This is a genomic window from Pseudomonas brenneri (genome assembly GCF_007858285.1).
GTDB lineage: Bacteria > Pseudomonadota > Gammaproteobacteria > Pseudomonadales > Pseudomonadaceae > Aquipseudomonas > Aquipseudomonas brenneri.
Genome location: NZ_VFIL01000010.1, coordinates 234,176 through 256,788 on the forward strand (window position 1 = coordinate 234,176; position 22,613 = coordinate 256,788).

Consider the following 22,613-nt stretch of genomic DNA (forward strand, 5'->3'; position numbering starts at 1 on the left):
CACACATTCGACCGCATTTCAAAGGATGTACACGGTCAACTGTGGGAGCGGGCTTGCCCGCGAAAACAGTAGCCCAGGCAACACAGAACCCCAGGCAAAAAAATGCCCCGGCCTTTCGACCGGGGCATTTCTTATTGAGCGACAACCTTAGTGATTAACCGCCCCGCTCGCCCCCAGACCAGTCTGTGAACGCACAAACTGCGGGAAGTACAGCGCACGCTCTTTCACCGCCGCCGCCGATTTGTCGGTGATGGAGAAAAACCAGATACCGACGAACGCAATGATCATCGAGAACAACGCCGGGTACTCGTACGGGAAGATCGCCTTTTCATGGTGCAGGATCGAGACCCAGATGGTCGGGCCAAGGATCATCAGGCCTACGGCACTGACCAGGCCCAGCCAACCGCCAATCATTGCGCCACGGGTGGTGAGGTTTTTCCAGTACATGGAAAGCAGCAGCACCGGGAAGTTACAGCTGGCCGCGATGGAGAATGCCAGGCCGACCATGAACGCAATGTTCTGGCTTTCGAACAGGATACCCAAGCCAATCGCCAGGACAGCCAGGGCGATGGTGGTGATTTTCGAGACGCGAATCTCATCCTTCTCGTTGGCCTTGCCTTTCTTGATCACGCTGGCATACAGGTCATGGGACACCGCCGAAGCACCCGCCAGGGTCAGACCGGCAACCACTGCCAGGATGGTGGCAAACGCCACGGCCGAGATGAAGCCCAGGAAGATACTGCCGCCCACCGCATTGGCCAGGTGCACCGCCGCCATGTTGTTGCCGCCCAACAGAGCGCCTGCTGCATCCTTGAACGCCGGGTTGGTGCTGACCAGCAGAATCGCGCCGAAGCCGATGATAAAGGTCAGGATATAGAAGTAGCCGATGAAGCCTGTGGCATACAGCACGCTCTTGCGGGCTTCTTTAGCGTCACTCACGGTGAAGAAGCGCATCAGGATGTGTGGCAGGCCAGCGGTACCGAACATCAGGGCCAGGCCGAGGGAGAACGCCGAAATCGGGTCTTTCACCAGGCCGCCGGGGCTCATGATCGCCTCACCTTTAGGGTGAACCTTGATCGCCTCGGAGAACAGCATGTTGAAGTCGAAGTTGACGTGCTTCATCACCATCAGCGCCATGAACGAAGCACCGGACAGCAGCAACACGGCCTTGATGATCTGTACCCACGTGGTTGCCAGCATGCCGCCGAACAACACATAGAGGCACATCAGGATACCCACCAGGATCACCGCAACATGGTAATCAAGGCCGAACAGCAGTTGGATCAGCTTGCCCGCGCCAACCATCTGCGCGATCAGGTAGAACGCCACCACCACCAGCGAACCACAGGCCGACAGGCTGCGGATCTGGGTCTGCCCGAGGCGATAGGACGCCACGTCAGCGAAGGTGTACTTGCCCAGGTTACGCAGGCGCTCGGCGATCAGGAACAGAATGATCGGCCAGCCCACCAGGAAGCCGATCGAGTAGATCAGGCCATCGTAGCCAGAGGTGAATACCAGCGCGGAAATCCCCAGGAAAGATGCCGCCGACATGTAGTCGCCGGCAATCGCCAGGCCGTTCTGGAAACCGGTGATCTTGCCGCCGGCCGCATAGTAGTCAGCCGCCGAATTGTTACGTTTGGACGCCCAATAGGTAATGCACAAGGTAGCGCCGACGAAGGCGACAAACATCACGATAGCCGCGACATTCAACGGTTGCTTGTGCACTTCACCCGTCAATGCGTCCGCCGCCCAAACGGCAGGAGCAAACAGCGAAGCGCCGAATACAGCCAATAGACGACGGATCATTGCGCAGCCTCCTTGAGAATCGCATTGTTCAGGTCGTCGAATTCGCCGTTGGCGCGTCGCACATAGATGCCTGTGAGCACAAAGGCCGAGACAATCAGGCCAATCCCGATCGGGATTCCCCAGGTTATGGACGATTCAGGGCTGATCTTGGCTCCCAGAACTTGTGGTCCATAGGCAATCAACAGGATGAATCCGGAGTACAGCCCAAGCATGATCGCCGAGAGAATCCAGGCGAACTTTTCCCTTTTACTGACCAGCTCCTTGAAGCGCGGGCTGTTTTGAATCGAGAGGTAAATGCTGTCGTTCATTGTTTTTATCCTCGCAGCACAGCTTTTTTATTATTGGAACATATCCACTGTATGCGGCTGCGGGAGAGGTTCCAGACGACCTTAGTCTTAGAACCCGTGTAGCGAGGGTTTACGGCGCGCCAGAAACAATTGTAGGAGCGAGCTTGCTCGCGAAAAACGTCAACGATAACGCGCACACCCTGGAGGATTGCGGCGTCTTTGCGTTCTTCGCGAGCAAGCTCGCTCCTACAGGTTTATCCGATTATTTGGCAGTCCACTCGGCCACACGCTCAGGGTGCTTGGCCACCCAATCCTTGGCCGCCACATCAGGCTTGGCACCTTCCTGGATCGCCAGCATGACTTCGCCGATTTCGTCCTTGGAGGCCCACTGGAATTTCTTCAGGAACGCCGCGACTTCCGGGGCTTTCTTTTCCAGGCCCTTGCTGCCGATGCTGTTGACGGTCTCGGCAGCACCATAAATGCCTTTTGGATCATCAAGGAAGCGCAGTTTCCACTTGGCGAACATCCAATGTGGCACCCAGCCAGTTACCGCGATGGAATCCTGTTTGTCTTCGGCGCGAGTCAATTCGGCGATCATGGCTGCGCCGGAGCTGGCTTGCAGCTTGTAGTCCAGGCCGTATTGCTTGATGGCTTCATCAGTCTTGAGCATCACGCCTGAACCGGCATCGATGCCAACGATTTTGTTCTTGAAGGTGGTGTCGGTCTTCAAGTCCTCGATGGACTTGGCCTTGACGTACTCCGGTACGATCAAACCGATCTTCGCATCCTTGAAGTTGGGGCCGTAGTCGACCACTTTGTCCTTGTTCTTGGTCCAATACTCGCCGTGAGTCACCGGCAGCCAGGCCGAGAGCATCGCGTCGAGTTTGCCAGTGGCCACGCCCTGCCACATGATCCCGGTGGCGACCGCTTGCAGCTTCACGTCATAGCCGAGCTTTTGCTTGATCACTTCAGCTGCCACATGGGTGGTGGCAACGCTGTCCGACCAACCGTCCACATAACCGATGCTCAGGGTCTTGCTGTCGGCGCTGGCCAGCATGGAACCCATCGCAACTACCAACGTGGCAGCTGCGCCCAAGAGTCGTCGCATCTTCATAGTGCATCCCCGAAAGTGCTGCGCCCGACGGATGCCGAGCGACGTCAACCTGTTGTTCTATGGTGCTGTTCGATCATCAACCCGCCGCCCCTGGCGACCTGCTCTGACTGCGACCTCGGGTAAGCAAGAAACGACATCAAGTTGCCAGCAGGACGAACTGTAGGAAATTCCGTCAAAATTCCGCCCGAACTTTGCATGTCAAAATTATGCGGCCCCACTGGAAACCGGCAAATACAGGTAAGATGCGCAGCTTTGCTCCCACACGGCCTGACCATGACCGCGACTGCCCGCTTCCCCTTCCTGCCTTATGTATTTGCCTTGCTGCTCGGCCTGTTTGCACTCGGCGGCTACTGGTACGGCCTTGGCCAGCCGGTGGTGCTGCCGGATGTGGCCAGCGCCAGCCACAAGCTGCAATGCGCGTCCTACACGCCATTCGACAAGGACCAATCGCCCTTCGACCAGCCGTTCAAACTGCGCCCCGAGCGCATGGACGCCGACCTGGCACTGCTGGCCACGCGTTTTGAGTGCATCCGCACCTACTCCATGACCGGCCTCGAAGCCCTGCCTGACCTGGCGCGCAAGCACGGCCTGAAGTTGATGATCGGCGCCTGGATCAACAGCAACCCGGTGGACAACGCCAAGGAAGTCGACCTGCTGATCGCCTCGGCCAATGCCAACCCCGACGTGGTCACGTCGGTGATCGTCGGCAATGAAGCCCTGCTGCGCAAGGAAATCACCGCCACGCAGTTGGTGAAGCTGATCGAGAAGGTCAAAAGTCAGATCCAGCAGCCGGTCACCTACGCCGACGTCTGGGAGTTCTGGCTGCAACACCCGGAGATCGCCCCGGCAGTGGATTTCCTGACCATCCACCTGCTGCCGTACTGGGAAGATGACCCAGCGGGCATCGATCAGGCCCTGCGCCACGTCGGTGATATCCGCCAGACCTTCGGTAACCGCTTTGCGCCCAAGGACGTGATGATTGGCGAGACCGGCTGGCCCAGCGAAGGCCGCCAGCGCGAAACCGCCGTGCCGAGCCGGGTCAACGAAGCGAAGTTCATTCGCGGCTTTGTCGCCATGGCCGAAGCCAATGGCTGGCACTACAACCTGATCGAAGCCTTTGACCAGCCATGGAAACGCGCCAGCGAAGGTGCGGTTGGCGGCTACTGGGGACTGTTTGATGCCGATCGCCAGGACAAGGGCATTCTGGCCGGCCCGGTCACCAACGTGCCGTACTGGCCGGTGTGGCTGGGCGTTGGCGGGTTGATCCTGCTGGGTACCCTGGTGCTCGGCGGGCGTGTGCGCACGACCCGCTCTGCCCTGCTGCTGCCGTTACTCGGCGCAGTGGCCGCCGGTTCGATTGGCAGTTGGGCCGAACTGACCCGGGTGACCGCACGCTTCACCGATGAATGGATCTGGGCAGCACTGCTGCTGGCATTGAACCTGTTGGTGCTGGCACACGCCGCCCTGGCCTTGAGCGCTCGCCAGGGCTGGCGCGAGCGGGCCTTTGCCTGGCTGGAGCAACGCGCTGGCTGGCTGATAGCATTTGCCGGATTCGCCGCGGCGGTCATGATGCTGGCGCTGGTGTTCGACCCGCGCTACCGCAGCTTCCCCAGTGCAGCCCTACTGCTGCCGGCACTGGTCTACCTGCTGCGCCCTGTTACCGGGCCACGCCGGGAAATTGCCTTGCTGGCCTTCATCATCGGTGCAGGCATTGCGCCGCAGCTTTACCAAGAAGGGCTGATGAACCAGCAAGCGTTGGGCTGGGCATTGGTCAGTGGGTTGATGGTTGTTGCCCTGTGGCGTTGCCTGCGGGTGCGCAAGGCTTGAGATTGCTATCGCGAGCAAGCCCGCTCCCACATTTGAATGCGTTCACAGATCAAAATGTGGGAGCGAGCTTGCTCGCCATTGGCCCTATCAGGCAGCCCGAAATTTCCTGACCAACCGCAACCCGGCAATCACCAACGCAAACACCGCAAAATTGGTGTTGTACAACGCCAACGCCGGAATCCCGAACGCCAACCCCAGCACCGCCAAGCCCCATCCGGCACGACCTGGCACAAAAAACGCCAGCACCGACGTGACCAGCGCGGCCCAACCCAACACCCGAAAGTGAATCATCAACCCCAGATTGGCGCGCAACTGGCATTCCCAACGGCTGGCGTCGTCAGCGCAGATGCCCACCCACTGCCCATCTTCCATGAACCCATAACGGGCGCCATAACTGGCGGCCAGCCATAACGGCACGGCCAACAGCAGCAGGATCAGCGGCAAACGAGGGGACATAAGGGCACTCCGATAGGCGAAAACGGCGCCCAGCTTAATCTCCCCGGGGCCATTGGCAAGGGCTGCACGCAGATAACTATTCATCAAAGCGTGCCAAAGTGTATCGTCTGGCTACTATTACCTCGATTCCTACGTTTTTTTCCGATATTTAGTGCAGATGGTTGGCACTTCGGCGATAACGCGGTGGTCATAGCCTGCGAACTTCATTCAGCACGTTTTCCTCTTAGGGATTTAGTCATGCTCCGTTCCTTGCGCTGTGCTGCCCTGTTGGGTGGCCTTTTTCTGAGTGCGTCAGCACTGGCGGTCGATGTCGACCCGGCCAGCTATGGCTACCCTTTGACCAACCCGTTCGAGGCGACCATCGCCACCACGCCACCGGATCTGCGGCCGGATTTGCCATCCATCGATGACATCAACCAATCCGACTACAGCCTGACCATGCGCCCGGAGCGTGAATTCAGCCTGCCCGACAACTTCTGGCCGGTGAAAAAACTCACCTACCGCATTGCCAAGCAAGACCGCGCCGCGCCGCTGATTTTCCTGATCGCCGGTACCGGTGCGCGCTATGACAGCACCCTCAACGAATACCTGAAAAAGCTGTACTACAAGGCGGGTTACCACGTCGTCCAATTGTCGTCGCCCACCAGCTTTGACTTCATCAGCGCCGCCTCGCGCTTTGCCACCCCCGGCATCACCCAGGAAGACGCCGAGGACATGTACCGCGTAATGCAGGCCGTACGCGCACAAAATGCCACGCTGCCGGTCACCGATTTCTACCTCACCGGCTACAGCCTGGGTGCGCTGGACGCGGCATTCGTCAGCAAGCTGGACGAGACCCGCCGCAGCTTCAACTTCAAGAAAGTGTTGCTGCTCAACCCGCCGGTCAACCTCTACACCTCCATCACCAACCTCGACAAGCTGGTGCAGACCGAGGTCAAGGGCATCAACAACAGCACGACTTTCTATGAGTTGGTACTGGCCAAACTGACTCGCTACTTCCAGGAAAAGGGCTATATCGACCTTAACGACGCCCTGCTCTACGACTTCCAGAACTCCAAGGAGCACCTGACCAACGAGCAGATGGCGATGCTGATCGGCACCTCGTTCCGCTTCTCGGCGGCCGATATCGCCTTCACTTCGGACCTGATCAACCGTCGCGGCCTGATCATCCCGCCCAAGTACCCGATCACCGAAAGCACCAGCCTCACACCATTCCTCAAGCGTGCCCTGCAGTGTGATTTCGACTGCTACCTCACCGAACAAGTGATCCCGATGTGGCGCGCCCGCTCCGACGGCGGCAGCCTGCTGCAACTGGTCGATCAGGTCAGCCTGTATGCCCTTGAGGACTATCTGCGCGACAGCCCGAAAATCGCCGTAATGCACAACGCCGACGACGTGATCCTCGGCCCTGGCGACCTGGGCTTCTTGCGCAAGACGTTCGGCGATCGCTTGACCGTCTACCCACTGGGCGGCCACTGCGGCAACCTCAATTACCGCGTCAACGCCGACGCCATGCTGGAGTTCTTCCGTGGCTAAACATCTCCTGCTTCTTGCGGCCTTACTCTGTGCAGGCGTTGCCAACGCGGACAACAGCAAGGCTCACGCGCCGACCGTGGTTGATCAGGATGGCTTCAAGGAGCCCTTGAGCAAACTCAAGTTCAACCCCGGCCTGGACCAGCGCGAGTTCGAGCGCTCGACCCTCAACGCCCTCAACGTCTATGACCCGTTGGAGTCGTGGAACCGTCGGGTGTACCACTTCAACTATCGCTTCGACCAATGGGTGTTCCTGCCGGTGGTCGACGGCTATCGCTACGTCACCCCAAGTTTCCTGCGTACGGGCGTCAGCAATTTCTTCAACAACCTGGGCGATGTGCCCAACCTGCTGAACAGCTTGCTGCAACTCAAGGGCCACCGCTCCCTGGAAACCACTGGCCGCCTGCTGGTCAACACCACCCTCGGCATCGCCGGCCTGTGGGACCCGGCGACCGCCATGGGCCTGCCGCGCCAGAGCGAAGATTTCGGCCAGACCCTGGGTTTCTACGGCGTGCCCGGTGGAGCCTACCTGGTCCTGCCGATCCTCGGCCCGTCAAACCTGCGCGACACCGGCGGCCTGCTGGTGGACTACACCGCCGAATCGCAGATCAACTTCCTCAACGTCGCCGAAGTCAGCTCCAACCACCCGGAAATCTGGGCCCTGCGTGCGGTAGACAAGCGCTACCAGACGAGCTTTCGCTACGGCCAGATGAACTCGCCGTTCGAGTATGAAAAAGTTCGGTACGTGTACAGCGAGTCGCGAAAACTACAAATAGCAGAGTAATACTCGGTACAAACAAAAAGGCCATCGAACACCTCGATGGCCTTTTTTAATGCGCGCAGGAGTCACTTTCGGTACCACTCGGAACCCTTTCGTACATGTTTGCCACGTACATCCTGGCACGCGCGCTGATACGCCTGACAAACAACAGGCTGACTGCGCTGCCTACCTCGAACTTTCCAGTGGAATTTCAACATGACGATATCTGGTATCACCCCCCCTACCGTCCCCAGCTCAGTGACAATCGAGCCCCAGACTTCAACTACGTCCAACCCACAAGCCCCCAAAGGCGCCCATGGCCGACCTGCCGGCGATACTCGCAGCGCAGAACAAATCTTCAAGGACAACCCGATCCTGAAAGATGTTCTTAAACAAAACGGTCCTTTTGCGAACAACTTCTTCAATCAACTCAAGAATCAAACCGGCGACTGGAGCCCTGCCAACCGCAACCCCGAATCACGCGCCGATGCTGCCTATAACCTGGCTGAGGTGGTCAACCACCTAAATGGCCGCGCAGATATCAAGCGCCAGGATCCGGCCCAACAGAACGATCAACACATACAAGGCTTCGGCCAGTTCGGTAGTGTTTCAGCAGGATCGGAAGCACAAAAGCTCAAGGCTTTCAGTGAAAAAGGCTACAGCGCGCTGTAACAATCCAATTAGCGTCACTTTTTGGCCAGGCTCTCTCAAATAGAGAGCCATTAGCCTACTCGCCAACCCCCTCCCAAGGCACGTCATAGTTTGTTCGCTACCAACATCCAAATCCTGCATGTTGACTTTGTTTCTTTCTATATAGTTATTACCAGACCAGGGAGCCACGGCCTCACGCTCCAATAGTTAACACTATGAATCAGAAACACATGGAACCACACAGCCCTGCCGACCAATACAATATAAAAATACTGATTTTCTTCACGCACAAATTTCCACTAACAAAAACCAACAAAAGGCCAACTATGGATATCAATCTTACCCCCGCTATCGGCACAACCTCTTTAAAAAGCATCGACCACACTAACAGCATAGACACCGACACATTCAAATCGACACAAAACAGTGAAGCACTACATACCGAGCGCTTCAGCCATAACGTCCACCTACCAGCGGCACTAAGAGGCCCGGACAGCGCGGTGCGTCCGACAGGCGCAACGGGTCGGCCGGAAGGCGATCGCCGAACGGCAGAAGACATCATCAATGCCAACCCCACCCTAAAAAACCTGAACCTCGAACCAACCATCTATAAAAAAGAAGTCACAGAGAAGCCTCTAACGAATAGCTACCTCAACGGTATTTATAAACATACCGGGGACTGGTCAGCGAACAACACAAACCCGGAGTCCCGAGCCAACGCTGCGTACAACGCTGCTCGTTTGTTCAACTTTATAGACTCACCAGATGCACACACTGTGCGTTTCGGCCAACACAACGACGGTTTTCTTTCTGGTTTACTACCCTCGAATCGTACTGAAAAACACTCAGAACATGCCTTGCTCTCTGAATTTATCGAAAAAGGCTATTCAAGCCTGATATACAAAAGTGAACAGCAAGTTCTCAAAGCGCCAACCTACCCAACAGGCCGCCCACGGGGAGATAGTAGAACAGCAGAAGAGCTTATAAATGACAACAAAAAAACCTTTGAGAAAATTGATTTTTTCTTCAGCAAAAATGCTCAGATCAGAAACAAAGAATTAACCTTCAACAATCTAGTTGGCGACTGGAGTGTACACAACCGCGACCCGGAATCACGTGCCGACGCACTCTATGACATCATTACTGCTTTTAACTACGTTGAAAGCTTGAAAGGAGGAGAAAATATAAATATCACCTCAGAAAACCCTCTAGGTGATGTTACACCCGGTACCAGATACGGAGGCTATCGTACAAAAGCAGATATGTTTTCCAGTTTTTTTCATATTGGTTACCAGGCATTCAGATCTGTTTTGTGACAAGGTCCAGACATAAAGCCAGACCCAAGCCATAACACCGACAGAACGGTGGCTGACTATCGCTCTGTAAAAGAAACTGCCCGAGAAACCGTGCTCAAACACCCCTTATCAGCGCCGAGCACCCGCACAAACTGTGCCGTTGCTCAAAAAGCGTCGCCTGTCTCTCTATGGCTTGGCTTTCAAACTCCTCCAGAGCTTGCTCACCACCGAGACCAGCGCCAGAACCACCGCCCCGGCAATGACCCCCGCGATGGCATTGAGCAAGGTTGGCATCAACCAGGTGATCCCCCCAATACTCTGGCTCACGCTCTCAATCCAGTGATACACCACCGGTACGCCATGGGTCAGGATGCCACCACCGACCATGAACATCGCTGCGGTGCCAATCACCGAGAGGCTTTTCATCATGTACGGCGCGGCCCGCAGAAGCCCGTTGCCAATATCGCGCACCAGTTGGCCAGGCTTTTGCGCCATCCACAGGCCCAGGTCATCGAGTTTGACGATGCCGGCCACCAAACCATAGACCCCCACGGTCATGACCAGAGCAATGCCCGACAGCACGATCACTTGCTGCATCAACGGTGCATCGGCCACGGTGCCCAGGGTGATGGCAATGATTTCTGCCGAGAGGATAAAGTCGGTGCGGATCGCGCCCTTGATCTTGTCTTTCTCAAACGCCACCAGGTCCGTTGCGGGATCGGCCACCGCTTCGACCAACTGGGCATGCTCGGCCTGATCGTCCGCCTTGCTGTGCAGGAACTTGTGCGCGAGCTTTTCAAAGCCTTCAAAGCACAGATAGGCACCGCCCAGCATCAACAACGGCGTGACCGCCCACGGTGCAAAGGCGCTGATCAGCAACGCGGCGGGGACCAGGATCAGTTTATTGACAAACGAGCCCTTGGCGACGGCCCATACCACCGGGATTTCCCGCTCGGCGCGCACGCCAGAGACTTGCTGGGCATTGAGCGCCAGATCGTCCCCCAGCACCCCGGCGGTTTTCTTGGCGGCCATTTTAGTCATCAAGGCCACATCGTCGAGAACGGCCGCAATGTCATCAATCAAAACCAACAAGCTGCTTCCTGCCATGAATCGGACGTCCTTAATGTGGGATATTTCTCAGCATAGCGTGGTACAAGGCGTCACGGGCACATTCTTGAGGCTCGCGGATCGCCGGTGCTACCATGCGCAACCGCCTGTCCTGGCAAGGAATCATCTGGTCTATGAGCACCATTCGCGAGCGCAACAAAGAACTGATCCTGCGGGCTGCCAGCGAGGAGTTTGCCGACAAGGGCTTCGCCGCGACCAAAACCAGTGATATCGCCGCCAAGGCCGGGCTGCCCAAACCCAATGTCTATTACTACTTCAAGTCCAAGGACAACCTCTACCGCGAGGTGCTCGAAAGCATCATCGAGCCGATCCTGGCCGCTTCCACGCCCTTCAATCCGGATGGCGATCCCAGGCAAGTGCTGAGCGGCTACATCCGCTCGAAAATCAGCATCTCCCGCGACCTGCCGTTTGCCTCAAAAGTGTTCGCCAGCGAAATCATGCACGGCGCACCGCACCTGAGCCCCGAACAGGTGGAACAGCTTAACGCCCAGGCCAAGCACAACATCCAATGCATCCAGAGCTGGGTAGATCGCGGCCTGATCGCCGCCATTGACCCCAATCACCTGATGTTCAGCATCTGGGCGGCCACCCAGACCTATGCCGATTTTGACTGGCAGATCTCAGCGGTCACGGGCAAGGCCAAGCTGGATGAGGCCGATTATGAAGCGGCGGCGCAGACGATTATCCGGTTGGTGTTGAAGGGGTGTGAGCCGGACTGATAGACCGTGGTGTGGCCAAGATTCGCGAGCAAGCCCGCTCCCCCATTTGGATCTGCGCCAGACACAGATTGTATGAACACCGCAAAGCCAATGTGGGAGCGGGCTTGCTCGCGAATGCGCCCTCCCAGACACATCCCGCCAAAAGCCTGCCCATCAGCCTCAGACTCCCCGATCTAGCCTCTCAAGACCCCATCTGAAGAGAGGCAACGGAATGCCTGATCGAGCCACCTCACACCGCCTACGCATTGGCCGGTTCAACGAAACCAACCGCACCTACCTGATCACCACCAACACCCACGAACGCGTGCCGATCTTCAGCGACTTCTACCTGGGACGCCTGGTGGTCTGGCAGTTCAGGCTCGCCCACTATCAAGGGCTGGCGCACTCCCTGGCCTGGGTGGTGATGCCCGACCATTTCCACTGGCTGATCGAACTGCAAAAAGGCTCGCTGGGTGACTTGATGTGCCAGGTCAAATCCAAAAGCACTCGATCAGTCAACGGCGCCACTGGCCGCAAGGGTCGGCTTTGGCAGACCAGCTTTCATGATCGCGCGCTGCGCAAGGAAGATGACCTGGTGAAGATGGCCAGGTATGTGGTGGCCAATCCATTGAGGGCGGGATTGGTGGAGAGGGTTGGCGACTATCCGCTGTGGGATGCGGTTTGGGTATAGATGCAAGACCGAGTCGCCGCTTTCGCGAGCAAGCCCGCTCCCACCATGTGGGAGCGGGCTTGCTCGCGAAGAGGCCCTCCCAGTCACTACAAAATCAAGCACTCACCCCCGCATCCGCCAACAACCCCACCCCCTCGATCGCACTGATCGCGCACTGCTCATCAATATCCGACGTATCCCCACTGATCCCGATCGCCCCCAGCACCAACCCCGCCTGATCGCGAATCAACACCCCACCCGGCGCCGGCACTACACCGCCCTGCCCCAGGCTGTTCAAGGCGGCAATAAACGCCGGTCGCTGCTGTGCATCCAGTGCCAGCAAGCGCGAGCCTTTGCCCAGGGCAATCGCGCCCCAGGCCTTGCCGATGGCAATTTGCGGGCGCAGCAGGCTGGCGCCGTCTTCTCGTTGCAGGGTGATCAGGTGCCCGCCGCTGTCGAGCACCGCGATGGTCAGCGGTGCAGCGGCAATGGTGCGGCCTGCGGTGATGGCCTGGCTGACCAGGTTGACTGCGACTTTCAAGGTTAAAGCGCTCATGGGTGCCGTCCTTATTTTGTTATTGAGAAAGCCTGGGGGCTCTGACTGATCAGAAGCCTGATACGACAAATAGATCACAATAGATTTATTTTTTGTATACAATTTTTCGAAACATACGCACCATACGTCGAAATACTCCCTGCAAAATGCCTTCCGACGAATGCACAGACGCTAGAACAAAATGGATTGACCTGCGCTGCTCGCCGTGAATACACTTTGACCCAACCGACTTGTATACAATTACAAAACGCAAGAGGCACCAAAACCATGAGCAAAATGAGAGCAATCGAAGCCGCCGTTCTGGTGATGCGCCGTGAGGGTGTGGACACCGCCTTCGGCATCCCAGGTGCCGCGATCAACCCGTTGTATTCGGCCCTGCAAAAGGTCGGCGGCATCGATCACGTCCTCGCTCGCCACGTGGAAGGCGCTTCGCACATGGCCGAGGGTTACACCCGTACTAAGGCCGGTAATATCGGCGTGTGCATCGGTACTTCGGGCCCCGCGGGCACCGATATGGTCACCGGCCTGTACAGTGCCTCGGCGGATTCGATCCCGATCCTGTGCATCACCGGGCAAGCACCGCGGGCCCGGATGCACAAGGAAGATTTCCAGGCCGTGGATATCACCAGCATCGTCAAGCCGGTGACCAAGTGGGCAACCACCGTGCTGGAACCGGGCCAAGTGCCCTATGCGTTCCAGAAAGCCTTTTATGAAATGCGCTCCGGCCGCCCAGGCCCGGTGTTGATCGACTTGCCATTCGACGTGCAGATGGCCGAAATCGAGTTCGATATCGACGCCTACCAGCCATTGCCACTGGCCAAGCCACTGGCTACCCGCATCCAGGTCGAGAAAGCCCTGGCCATGCTCGATCAAGCCGAGCGCCCGCTGCTGGTCAGCGGTGGCGGCGTGATCAATGCCGATGCCAGCGAGTTGCTGGTGGAGTTCGCCGAACTGACCGGTATCCCGGTGATCCCGACCCTGATGGGCTGGGGCACCATCCCCGACGATCACCCGCTGATGGTGGGCATGGTCGGTCTGCAAACCTCGCACCGCTACGGCAACGCGACGATGCTCAAGTCGGACGTAGTGCTGGGCGTCGGTAACCGCTGGGCCAACCGCCATACCGGTTCGGTGGAGGTGTACACCGAGGGCCGCAAGTTCATTCACGTTGACATCGAGCCAACACAAATCGGCCGCGTGTTCACCCCGGACCTGGGCATCGTCTCCGACGCCGGCGCCGCACTGACAATGTTTATCGAAGTGGCCCGCGAGTGGAAAGCCGCCGGCAAGCTCAAGGACCGCAGCGCCTGGCTGCATGATTGCCAGCAGCGCAAAGCCACCCTGCACCGCAAGACCCACTTCGACAACGTACCGGTCAAGCCGCAACGGGTGTACGAAGAGATGAACCAGGTGTTCGGCAAAGACACTTGCTACGTCAGCACCATCGGCCTGTCACAGATTGCCGGCGCGCAGTTCCTGCACGTCTACAAGCCGCGCCACTGGATCAACTGCGGCCAGGCCGGCCCGCTGGGCTGGACCATTCCGGCTGCGCTGGGCGTGGTCAAGGCCGACCCGAGCCGCAAGGTGGTGGCACTGTCGGGCGACTATGACTTCCAGTTCATGATCGAAGAGCTGGCCGTGGGCGCGCAGTTCAAGCTGCCGTACATCCACGTGGTGGTGAACAACTCCTACCTGGGGCTGATCCGCCAGGCCCAACGTGGGTTTGAAATGGACTACTGCGTGCAGCTGTCTTTCGACAACCTCAACGCCCCGGAACTCAACGGCTATGGTGTTGACCACGTCGCCGTCGCCGAAGGCCTGGGTTGCAAGGCCCTGCGCGTGTTCGAACCGGCACAGATCCAGCCGGCGTTGCGCAAGGCTCAGGAAATGATCGAGGAATTCAAGGTTCCGGTGATCGTTGAGATTATTCTGGAGCGTGTGACCAATATTTCCATGGGCACCGAGATCAACGCCGTCAACGAATTCGAAGACCTGGCACTGGTGGGCAATGACGCGCCTACCGCGATTTCACTGCTCGATTAATGACTGCACGTTCCCGCGTCCGACGCGGGAACGCTTTTGAGGAGATTCCCATGCCGCGTTTTGCCGCCAACCTGTCCATGCTGTTCACCGAGCAGGACTTCCTAGCCCGCTTCAAAGCCGCCGCCGACGCAGGTTTCAGTGGTGTGGAATACCTGTTCCCCTACGAGTTCAGCTCCGCCGAAATCAAGGCGCAGCTTGACGCCCACGGCCTGACCCAAGTGCTGTTCAACCTGCCGGCCGGTGACTGGGCCAACGGTGAGCGCGGCCTGGCCTGCCACCCGGATCGGGTCGAGGAGTTCCGTGCCGGCGTCAACCTGGCCATCGCCTATGCCCAGGTGCTGGGCAATACCCAGATCAACTGCCTGGCCGGCATCCGTCCACAAGGCCTGGATGACGCTAGCGTCGAAAAAACCTTCGTCGCCAACCTCAAGTACGCCGCCGACAAGCTGCAAGCGGTGGGTATCAAGCTGGTGATGGAAGCGATCAACACTCGCGATATCCCTGGTTTCTACCTGAACAACACGGCGCAGGCCCTGGCGATCCGTGAACAGGTGGGCAGCGCCAACCTGTTCCTGCAATACGACATCTATCACATGCAAATCATGGAGGGCGACCTGGCCCGCACCATGGCAACGCACCTGGATCAGATCAACCATATCCAGTTGGCGGACAACCCCGGGCGCAACGAGCCGGGCACGGGCGAGATCAACTATCGCTTCCTGTTCGAACACCTGGACCGCATCGGGTATCAGGGCTGGGTGGGCTGCGAGTACAAGCCGCTGACCACGACCCAAGCCGGTCTTGGCTGGCTCAAGACCCATAACGCGATCTGACCAACACCATAAAAACCTGTAGGAGCTGGCTTGCCTGCGATGCAGACACCTCGGTGTATCAGGCATACCCAGGTGAAGCCATCGCAGGCAAGCCAGCTCCTACAGGGGGCAGTGCACAACCTGCATAACGAATAAAAAGAGGATTTTGATCATGGCTAAAATCGGCTTTATCGGCACCGGCATCATGGGCCAACCCATGGCCGCGAACCTGCAGAAAGCAGGTCACCAACTGTTCCTCTCCGAGCATCACGGCAAGGCACCCGCCGAACTGGTCGCCGCTGGCGCCGTGGCCCTGGCCAACCCGCAGCAAGTGGCCCAGGAAGCAGAATTTATCATTGTCATGGTGCCCGACACCCCACAGGTCGACGACGTACTGTTCCGTGCCGATGGCGTGGCGGCCGGCCTGTCACCGAACAAAGTGGTGATCGACATGAGTTCGATCTCGCCCACCGCCACCAAGGCGTTTGCCGCGAAGATCAACGCCACCGGCGCGCAGTACCTCGACGCCCCGGTATCCGGCGGTGAAGTCGGCGCCAAGGCCGGGACCCTGAGCATCATGGTCGGCGGCGCGCCACAGACCTTCGAACGCGCCCTGCCACTGTTCCAGAGCATGGGCAAGAACATCACCCTGGTGGGCGGCAATGGCGACGGCCAGACCGCCAAGGTGGCGAACCAGATCATCGTCGCCCTGAACATCCAGGCCGTGGCCGAAGCGCTGCTGTTCGCCTCGAAAAACGGTGCAGACCCCGCCAAGGTGCGCGAAGCGCTGATGGGTGGCTTCGCCTCGTCGAAGATCCTCGAAGTGCATGGCGAGCGGATGATCAAGGGCACCTTCGACCCGGGTTTCCGCATCAACCTGCACCAGAAGGATTTGAACCTGGCCCTGGCCGGCGCCAAGGAACTGGGGATCAACCTGCCCAACACCGCCGGCACCCAACAAGTGTTCAGCACCTGCACCGCGATCGGCGGCGGCAACTGGGACCACTCGGCGCTGATCAAGGGCCTGGAGCATATGGCGAATTTCTCGATTCGCGATAAGTAACCTCCCCTTTTGGAAAGCAATACCTTGTGGGAGCTGGCTTGCCTGCGATAGCGGTCTTTGAGTGACAGATTAATCGCCCCACACACCGCTATCGCAGGCAAGCCAGCTCCCACATTTTGATTGCATTCCACATTTCAAATCCAATAACAAGAATCCGGGAGCCCGCTTATGTCGGTCGATCCGCAACACCTGCTTCGCGAGCTGTTTGCCACAGCCATCGACGCAGCCCACCCCCGGCAAGTCCTCGAGCCTTATCTGCCTGCCGACCGCAGCGGCCGCGTGATCGTGATCGGCGCGGGCAAAGCCGCCGCCGCCATGGCCCTGGTCGTGGAAAACAGCTGGCAAGGCCAAGTCTCGGGCCTGGTGGTCACCCGCTACGGCCACGGCGCCCCCTGCCAGAAAATCGAAGTGGTCGAAGCCGCGCACCCGGTGCCCGATGCCGCCGGCCAGGCCGTGGCCAAACGCGTGCTGGAGCTGATCAGCAACCTCAACGAAGACGACCGCGTGATCTTCCTCTTGTCCGGCGGTGGCTCGGCCCTGCTGGCCTTGCCGGCAGCGGGAATTACCCTGGCCGACAAGCAGGCGATCAACAAAGCCCTGCTCAAATCCGGCGCGACCATTGGCGAGATGAATTGTGTGCGCAAGCACCTCTCGGCAATCAAGGGCGGGCGATTGGCCAAGGCGTCCTGGCCCGCCACCGTCTACACCTATGCGATTTCCGATGTACCGGGTGATCAAGCCACAGTGATTGCCTCCGGCCCCACCGTGGGCGACCCGAGCACCTCGCAACAAGCGCTGGCGATCCTCAAGCGTTACCAGATCGACATCCCGGCCTCGGTGCGCAGTTGGTTGCAGAGCCCTGAGTCGGAGACCGTCAAACCCGGCGATCCGTGCCTTGCGCGCAGCCATTTCCAGCTGATCGCGCGGCCACAACAATCTTTGGAAGCCGTGGCGGTAAAAGTGCGCCAGGCCGGTTTCAGCCCGCTGATCCTCGGCGACCTGGAAGGCGAAGCGCGGGACGTGGCCAAGGTCCACGCCGGCATCACCCGGCAGATCATCCAGCACGGCCAGCCACTGGCAGCGCCCTGCGTGATCCTGTCCGGCGGCGAAACCACCGTGACCGTACGCGGCAATGGCCGTGGCGGACGCAACGCCGAGTTCCTGCTGAGCCTGACCGACAGCCTCAAGGGCCTGCCCGGTGTCTACGCGCTGGCCGGGGACACTGACGGCATCGACGGTTCCGAAGACAACGCCGGGGCGATCATGACCCCCACCAGCTATGCCCGTGCCGAAGCCCTGGGCCTGTCGGCCAGCGATGAGTTGGACAACAACAATGGCTACGGCTATTTCGCGGCACTCGACGCGTTGATCGTCACCGAGCCGACCCGGACCAACGTCAACGACTTGCGCGCCATTCTGATCCTTGAGAGCCCTGAACATGACGCCTGACAAGAAGGTTAAAATCCTCGCCACCCTGGGACCGGCCACCGACGGTATCGATGACATCCGCGAACTGGTGGAAGCCGGGGTGAACATCTTCCGCCTCAACTTCAGCCATGGCGACCACGCCGACCATGCCCAGCGCTACCAGTGGATCCGCCAGGTCGAGCGGCAATTGAACTACCCCCTCGGCATCCTGATGGACTTGCAAGGGCCCAAGCTGCGCGTCGGCCGGTTTGCCGAAGGCAAGGTGCAACTGGTGCGCGGCCAGGCCCTGCGCCTGGACCTGGACGACACCCCGGGCGACCAGCGCCGGGTCAACCTGCCGCACCCGGAAATCATCGCCGCCCTTGAACCGGGCATGGACCTGTTGCTGGACGACGGCAAGCTGCGCCTGCGGGTGACCGCCAAATACAGCGACGCCATCGACACTACCGTGCTCAACGGTGGCGAATTGTCGGACCGTAAAGGCGTGAACGTGCCACAAGCCTTGCTGGAGTTGAGCCCATTGACCGCCAAGGATCGGCGTGACCTGAGCTTTGGCCTGGAGCTTGGGGTGGACTGGGTCGCCCTGTCGTTTGTGCAGCGCCCGGAAGACATCCGCGAAGCCCGCGAACTGATTGGCGACAAAGCCTACCTGATGGCCAAGATCGAGAAACCCTCGGCCGTGCAGCGTTTGCAGGAAATCGCCGAGCTGAGCGATGCAATCATGGTCGCCAGAGGGGACCTAGGCGTGGAAGTCCCGGCCGAAAGCGTGCCGCAAATCCAGAAAGACATCATCACCATCTGCCGCCAGTTGGGTAAACCGGTGGTGGTCGCCACACAGATGCTCGAATCCATGCGTTTCTCACCGGCCCCGACCCGCGCCGAAGTCACGGACGTGGCCAATGCCGTGGCCGAAGGCGCCGATGCGGTGATGCTCTCGGCCGAAACCGCCTCTGGCGAATACCCGCTGGAAGCCGTGCAGATGATGAGCAAGATCATCCGCCAGGTAGAGAACGGTCCGGATTACCAGACCCAACTGGATGTAAGCCGACCCAAGGCCGATGCCACGGTGTCCGACGCGATCAGCTGTGCGATCCGCCGGATCAGCAGCATCCTGCCGGTGGCGGTGCTGGTGAACTACAGCGAGTCCGGCACATCCACCCTGCGGGCAGCGCGGGAGCGGCCGGCGGTGCCGATCCTCAACCTCACGCCAAACCTGTCCACCGCCAGGCGCCTGAGCGTGGCCTGGGGCGTGCACTCGGTGGTCAATGATCGGTTGCGGCAGGTGGACGAGGTATGTTCCACCGCGCTGGAAATCGCCCAGGCCCAAGGCATGGCCCAGCGTGGGGATACGTTGTTGATCACGGCGGGGGTGCCCTTTGGGCAGCCGGGGTCGACCAACTCGCTGCGTATCGAGACGCTACTGTAGGAGCGAGCGTGCTCGCGAAAAACCTGAGAGCGACGCGTCCATTCAAAAAGTACGCGTCATCGTTAACGACCTTCGCGAGCAAGCTCGCTCCTACAGGGGAGCGACCACCACCATGTCCAACCCAACCTGCCCCGACTGGGCCGAAGCCCTGCTCAACGGTTTCAGCCAGATCTTCCTGCAGCGCCACCCGCTGTGTGGCCTGCTCTGCCTGCTGGCGATCCTGACCTGTGCCCCGGCCCTGCTCGGCGGTGCGCTGCTGGGCGGGGTCGCCGGTTTGCTCACGGCCCAGCGCCGTGACTATCCCAAGGCCGAGCGCCAGGCCGGGCTCTATAGCTACAACGGTGTGCTGCTGGGGTTGCTGATCAGCCAGCACTTTGCCTGGTCGGCACTGTTGCCGCCGCTGATCCTGGCGTGCGGCGGCCTGAGTGCGATCCTGACGCGCCAATGGATCAAGCGCGTGGCCCATAGCGATGACTTGCCCGCCTACACCGCGCCCTTTGTCGGTTTGAGCTGGCTGTTGCTCGGCACGGTCTCACCTGCGGCGTTGACGATCAGCCCGCCGGATACCCTGGCGTGGCTCGGCGCACCGCTGGTTGGCCTGGGGCAGATCGTCCTGCTCGATCAACCGTTGGCCGGCCTGTTGATTGCCTTCGGTTTATGGCTGGCTGACCGACGCGCGATGCTGTGGGCCTTGATCGGCGCCAGCAGCGGCGTGGCGATGGGCCTGTTGCTCGATGACCGCGCTGGCGCCCTGCTCGGCCTGCACAGCTATAACCCGGCACTCGCCGCCTTGGCCCTCAGCCAGTTCCGGCGCCAGCCCTGGCTGCCATTGTTCGGCATCCTGCTGGCAATCATCCTGACCCCAGGCTTCGCCGGCCTGCACCTGGCGCCGCTGACTGCGCCGTTTATCCTCGCCTGCTGGCTGGTACGCGCGACGCGGCGCCTGCTGCAAAGGCCCAACATGGACAGCCCGTTCGAATCCCCCTAGGCTTCGCAGACCTTCGATTCAGGCGAACTTCATGGACAGCAACAACGACTGGCGCCAGCGCCTCTACGTCATGGTATTCCAGAGCGACACCGCGGCCGGGCGGCGCTTCGACGGCATCCTGTTGCTGACCATCCTCGCAAGCCTGGTGATCGTGATGCTCGACAGCATCGACCAGATCCACCAGAACTACGCCGATGTGCTGGCCTATATCGAGTGGGGCTTCACCATCATCTTCGCCATCGAATACGGCCTGCGCCTGTATTGCTCGCCCAAACCGTTGCGCTATGCCTTCAGTTTCTACGGGCTGGTGGACTTGCTGGCCATCGTCCCCGGCATCCTTGCGCTGTACTACAGCGATGCCCAGTACCTGCTGATCATCCGCATCATCCGCATGTTGCGAATCTTCCGCGTGCTCAAGCTGGGTCCGTATCTCAAGCAGGCCAACTACCTGATGTCGGCGCTGCGCGGCAGCAAGCAGAAGATCGTGGTGTTCCTGGTCAGCGTGTGCACCCTGGTCACCGTGTTCGGTACCTTGATGTATGTGATTGAAGGCCCGGAACACGGCTTTACCAGCATCCCCAAGGGCATCTACTGGGCTATCGTGACCCTGACCACCGTGGGCTTTGGCGATATCGTGCCCAAGACCCCGCTGGGCCAGGTGATTTCGTCGCTGGTGATGATCACCGGTTACTCGATCATCGCCGTACCCACCGGGATTTTTACCGCCGAGCTGGCCAACGCCATGCGCGGCGAGCAACTGCAACACGATTGCCCGGTGTGCAAGAAAAGCAGCCATGAACCCAACGCAGCCTTTTGCTCACGGTGTGGCAACGGGCTTTATCGCAAAGCAGAATAAGCAAAGTTCTTTTTAATCTTTAAGCGTCTATGCCGCCCCGGCTATAGTCGTGGGCTATAAGCCACTACCTTCTCGAACAACAAGGAATGAGCAGTGAAAAAACTCGTTAGCGCTTCTCTCCTGGCCGCCGGCCTCGCCCTGTCTATTGGCGCCCAGGCCGCATCGACCACCCTGCTCAACGTCTCCTACGACGTGATGCGCGACTTCTACAAGGATTACAACGCTGCGTTCCAGAAGCACTGGCAAGCCGAGCACCCGGACGACAAGCTGACCTTGCAGATGTCCTTCGGTGGTTCCAGCAAACAGGCACGCTCGGTGATCGACGGCCTGCCGGCTGACGTGATCACCATGAACATGGCCACCGACATCAACGCCCTGGCGGACAACGGCAAACTGGTGCCCGATAACTGGGTCACGCGCCTGCCGAACAACAGCGCGCCGTTCACCTCCGCCACCGTGTTCATCGTGCGCAAGGGCAACCCCAAGGCTCTGAAAGACTGGCCGGACCTGCTCAAGGATGGCGTACAAGTGATCGTGCCCAACCCCAAGACCTCCGGGAACGGGCGCTACACCTACCTGTCGGCCTGGGGTTATGTGCTGAAGAACGGCGGCGATGAAAACAAGGCCAAGGAGTTTGTCGGCAAGCTGTTCAAACAAGCACCGGTGCTCGATACCGGTGGCCGTGCCGCCACCACGACCTTCATGACCAACCAGATCGGCGACGTGCTGGTGACCTTTGAAAACGAAGCAGAAATGATTGCCCGTGAATTCGGTCGTGATCAGTTCGAAGTGATCTACCCAAGCGTCTCTGCCGAAGCCGAGCCGCCGGTGTCGGTCGTCGACAAAGTGGTCGACAAAAAAGGCACCCGTACAGTGGCCGATGACTACCTCAAATACCTGTGGTCGCCAGAAGGCCAGGAAATCGCCGCCAACAATTACCTGCGTCCGCGTGACCCGGCGGTACTGGCCAAGTACACCGACCGCTTCCCGAAAGTCGACTTCCTGTCCGTGGAGAAGACCTTTGGTGACTGGCGCACCGTGCAGAAGACCCACTTCAATGATGGCGGGGTGTTTGACCAGATCTACAGCGGCCAATAACTGACCGTGAGAGCCGGCTTGTGTGGGAGCGGCGGTGCGACGATTCGACTTGCTCACGAATGCGGTGGGTCAGACAAATAGTTTTTGACTGATACACCCCCTTCGCGAGCAAGTCGAA

At 59.3% G+C, this 22,613-nt stretch carries 21 protein-coding genes; 15 read left to right on the forward strand and 6 right to left on the reverse strand.

Features of this window, described 5'->3' with window-relative positions:
- Positions 1–147 precede the first annotated feature (147 nt).
- The 3 genes from FJD34_RS21970 to FJD34_RS21980 all read right to left on the reverse strand — a co-directional run bounded on the left by FJD34_RS21970 (position 148) and on the right by FJD34_RS21980 (position 3,207).
- Positions 148–1,806, reverse strand: a complete 1,659-nt coding sequence (locus FJD34_RS21970) for a cation acetate symporter (RefSeq protein WP_032859168.1) — start codon at positions 1,804–1,806, stop codon at positions 148–150.
- Positions 1,803–2,114: a DUF485 domain-containing protein gene (locus FJD34_RS21975; RefSeq protein ID WP_032859167.1), complete on the reverse strand. Its 312-nt coding sequence runs from the start codon at positions 2,112–2,114 to the stop codon at positions 1,803–1,805. The genes FJD34_RS21970 and FJD34_RS21975 overlap by 4 nt, the downstream gene beginning before the upstream one ends.
- A 241-nt stretch (positions 2,115–2,355) precedes the next feature.
- Positions 2,356–3,207: a glycine betaine ABC transporter substrate-binding protein gene (locus FJD34_RS21980; RefSeq protein WP_090290683.1), complete on the reverse strand. Its 852-nt coding sequence runs from the start codon at positions 3,205–3,207 to the stop codon at positions 2,356–2,358.
- Between the two features lie 273 nt (positions 3,208–3,480).
- Here FJD34_RS21980 and FJD34_RS21990 point away from each other — a divergent pair, with 273 nt between their 5' ends.
- On the forward strand, positions 3,481–5,034 hold the full coding sequence (locus tag FJD34_RS21990) for a glycoside hydrolase family 17 protein (RefSeq protein ID WP_090290682.1): 1,554 nt from the start codon (positions 3,481–3,483) through the stop codon (positions 5,032–5,034).
- Positions 5,035–5,121: 87 nt separating this feature from the next.
- Here the strand turns inward: FJD34_RS21990 and FJD34_RS21995 are convergent, their stop codons facing one another.
- Positions 5,122–5,490, reverse strand: a complete 369-nt coding sequence (locus FJD34_RS21995) for a hypothetical protein (RefSeq protein WP_090290681.1) — start codon at positions 5,488–5,490, stop codon at positions 5,122–5,124.
- A 237-nt stretch (positions 5,491–5,727) separates the two neighbouring features.
- On the opposite strand from FJD34_RS21995, the gene FJD34_RS22000 reads away from it, so the two are divergent.
- From FJD34_RS22000 to FJD34_RS22015, 4 genes are all read left to right on the forward strand, one after another.
- Positions 5,728–7,026, forward strand: a complete 1,299-nt coding sequence (locus FJD34_RS22000; protein ID WP_032859159.1) for a serine/threonine protein kinase — start codon at positions 5,728–5,730, stop codon at positions 7,024–7,026.
- The gene (locus FJD34_RS22005; RefSeq protein ID WP_032859157.1) at positions 7,019–7,807 is read left to right on the forward strand and encodes an MlaA family lipoprotein; all 789 of its coding nucleotides are present in this window, start codon (positions 7,019–7,021) and stop codon (positions 7,805–7,807) included. Before FJD34_RS22000 ends, FJD34_RS22005 begins: the two co-directional genes overlap by 8 nt.
- A gap of 192 nt (positions 7,808–7,999) precedes the next feature.
- Positions 8,000–8,455 (forward strand): hypothetical protein, encoded by a 456-nt coding sequence (locus FJD34_RS22010; RefSeq protein WP_146552273.1) that lies wholly within the window; start codon positions 8,000–8,002, stop codon positions 8,453–8,455.
- 194 nt (positions 8,456–8,649) lie between these two features.
- A complete protein-coding gene (locus FJD34_RS22015) occupies positions 8,650–9,750 on the forward strand; it encodes a hypothetical protein (protein ID WP_090290679.1) in 1,101 nt (366 codons plus the stop codon).
- 165 nt (positions 9,751–9,915) lie between these two features.
- Here FJD34_RS22015 and FJD34_RS22020 read toward each other — a convergent pair whose 3' ends face one another.
- Positions 9,916–10,836, reverse strand: a complete 921-nt coding sequence (locus FJD34_RS22020) for a DUF808 domain-containing protein (protein WP_090290678.1) — start codon at positions 10,834–10,836, stop codon at positions 9,916–9,918.
- A gap of 134 nt (positions 10,837–10,970) precedes the next feature.
- Between FJD34_RS22020 and FJD34_RS22025 the strand changes: the two genes are divergently transcribed.
- Positions 10,971–11,576, forward strand: coding sequence for a TetR/AcrR family transcriptional regulator (locus FJD34_RS22025; RefSeq protein ID WP_032859153.1), 606 nt, complete (start codon positions 10,971–10,973; stop codon positions 11,574–11,576).
- Between the two features lie 211 nt (positions 11,577–11,787).
- On the forward strand, positions 11,788–12,246 hold the full coding sequence (locus FJD34_RS22030) for an REP-associated tyrosine transposase (protein ID WP_065943506.1): 459 nt from the start codon (positions 11,788–11,790) through the stop codon (positions 12,244–12,246).
- A 94-nt stretch (positions 12,247–12,340) separates the two neighbouring features.
- On the opposite strand, the gene FJD34_RS22035 is transcribed toward FJD34_RS22030, so the two are convergent.
- Positions 12,341–12,781: a GlcG/HbpS family heme-binding protein gene (locus FJD34_RS22035; protein ID WP_032859150.1), complete on the reverse strand. Its 441-nt coding sequence runs from the start codon at positions 12,779–12,781 to the stop codon at positions 12,341–12,343.
- A 267-nt stretch (positions 12,782–13,048) separates the two neighbouring features.
- Here FJD34_RS22035 and gcl point away from each other — a divergent pair, with 267 nt between their 5' ends.
- The 8 genes from gcl (at position 13,049) to FJD34_RS22075 (ending at position 22,495) form a co-directional block, all read left to right on the forward strand.
- A complete protein-coding gene (gene gcl, locus FJD34_RS22040; protein ID WP_032859149.1) occupies positions 13,049–14,824 on the forward strand; it encodes a glyoxylate carboligase in 1,776 nt (591 codons plus the stop codon).
- A 50-nt stretch (positions 14,825–14,874) separates the two neighbouring features.
- Positions 14,875–15,657, forward strand: a complete 783-nt coding sequence (hyi, locus tag FJD34_RS22045; RefSeq protein WP_032859147.1) for a hydroxypyruvate isomerase — start codon at positions 14,875–14,877, stop codon at positions 15,655–15,657.
- A gap of 151 nt (positions 15,658–15,808) precedes the next feature.
- Positions 15,809–16,699 carry a 2-hydroxy-3-oxopropionate reductase gene (locus tag FJD34_RS22050; protein WP_032859145.1) on the forward strand — a complete coding sequence of 297 codons (891 nt, stop codon included), beginning with the start codon at positions 15,809–15,811 and terminating at the stop codon, positions 16,697–16,699.
- Positions 16,700–16,867: 168 nt separating this feature from the next.
- The gene (locus FJD34_RS22055; protein WP_032859144.1) at positions 16,868–18,148 is read left to right on the forward strand and encodes a glycerate kinase type-2 family protein; all 1,281 of its coding nucleotides are present in this window, start codon (positions 16,868–16,870) and stop codon (positions 18,146–18,148) included.
- Positions 18,138–19,553 (forward strand): pyruvate kinase, encoded by a 1,416-nt coding sequence (gene pyk / locus FJD34_RS22060; RefSeq protein ID WP_032859143.1) that lies wholly within the window; start codon positions 18,138–18,140, stop codon positions 19,551–19,553. The genes FJD34_RS22055 and pyk overlap by 11 nt, the downstream gene beginning before the upstream one ends.
- Positions 19,554–19,665: 112 nt before the next feature.
- Positions 19,666–20,541: an urea transporter gene (locus FJD34_RS22065; protein ID WP_090290677.1), complete on the forward strand. Its 876-nt coding sequence runs from the start codon at positions 19,666–19,668 to the stop codon at positions 20,539–20,541.
- Between the two features lie 31 nt (positions 20,542–20,572).
- Positions 20,573–21,397 (forward strand): ion transporter, encoded by an 825-nt coding sequence (locus tag FJD34_RS22070; protein WP_032859137.1) that lies wholly within the window; start codon positions 20,573–20,575, stop codon positions 21,395–21,397.
- 93 nt (positions 21,398–21,490) lie between these two features.
- Positions 21,491–22,495: a sulfate ABC transporter substrate-binding protein gene (locus tag FJD34_RS22075; RefSeq protein WP_032859134.1), complete on the forward strand. Its 1,005-nt coding sequence runs from the start codon at positions 21,491–21,493 to the stop codon at positions 22,493–22,495.
- The last annotated feature ends 118 nt before the right edge of the window (positions 22,496–22,613 follow it).